The organism is Bacillus sp. LR--39, assembly GCF_053613335.1.
Genome location: NZ_JBSIOT010001263.1, coordinates 1 through 586, shown reverse-complemented (window position 1 = coordinate 586; position 586 = coordinate 1). Strand labels below are relative to the sequence as shown.

Below are 586 nucleotides of genomic sequence, written 5' to 3'. Positions count from 1 at the left end.
GCGAAAAAAGCTGACGAAAGCGTTAAAGAAGCACGCGTTTATGATTGAGGCGAAGGAATTAAACGCAAAGGAAACGACGGACTTTACTGTCAACCTTGCAAAAACAGAGCAGAAAACAATCGGCACGGAAGCGGCGGAGCATTTGGTTCTGCTTGTGAACGGGCATCTGTCATCGATTTTTCAGGAGATTCAAAAGCTCTGCACGTTTATTGGAGATCGTGAAGAAATTACGCTGGATGATGTGAAAATGCTTGTTGCTAGAAGCCTTGAACAAAATATTTTTGAGCTGATCAATAAAATCGTCAACCGAAAACGAACAGAGAGTCTGCAAATTTTTTATGATTTGCTAAAACAAAATGAAGAACCGATCAAAATTATGGCGCTTATTTCGAATCAGTTCCGGCTGATTCTGCAGACGAAGTACTTCGCGGAACAGGGATACGGGCAAAAACAAATCGCTTCTAATCTAAAAGTTCACCCATTTCGGGTAAAGCTGGCGATGGATCAAGCAAGGCTTTTTTCAGAGGAGGAGCTCCGTTCAATTATTGAACAGCTTGCCGTCATGGATTATGAGATGAAAATCGGG

At 42.2% G+C, this 586-nt stretch carries 1 protein-coding gene; it reads left to right on the top strand.

The window, feature by feature from the left end:
- Positions 1–586 (top strand): DNA polymerase III subunit delta (gene holA, locus ACWHAR_RS29845; RefSeq protein WP_452088785.1); only part of this gene is annotated, 586 nt, incomplete at both ends.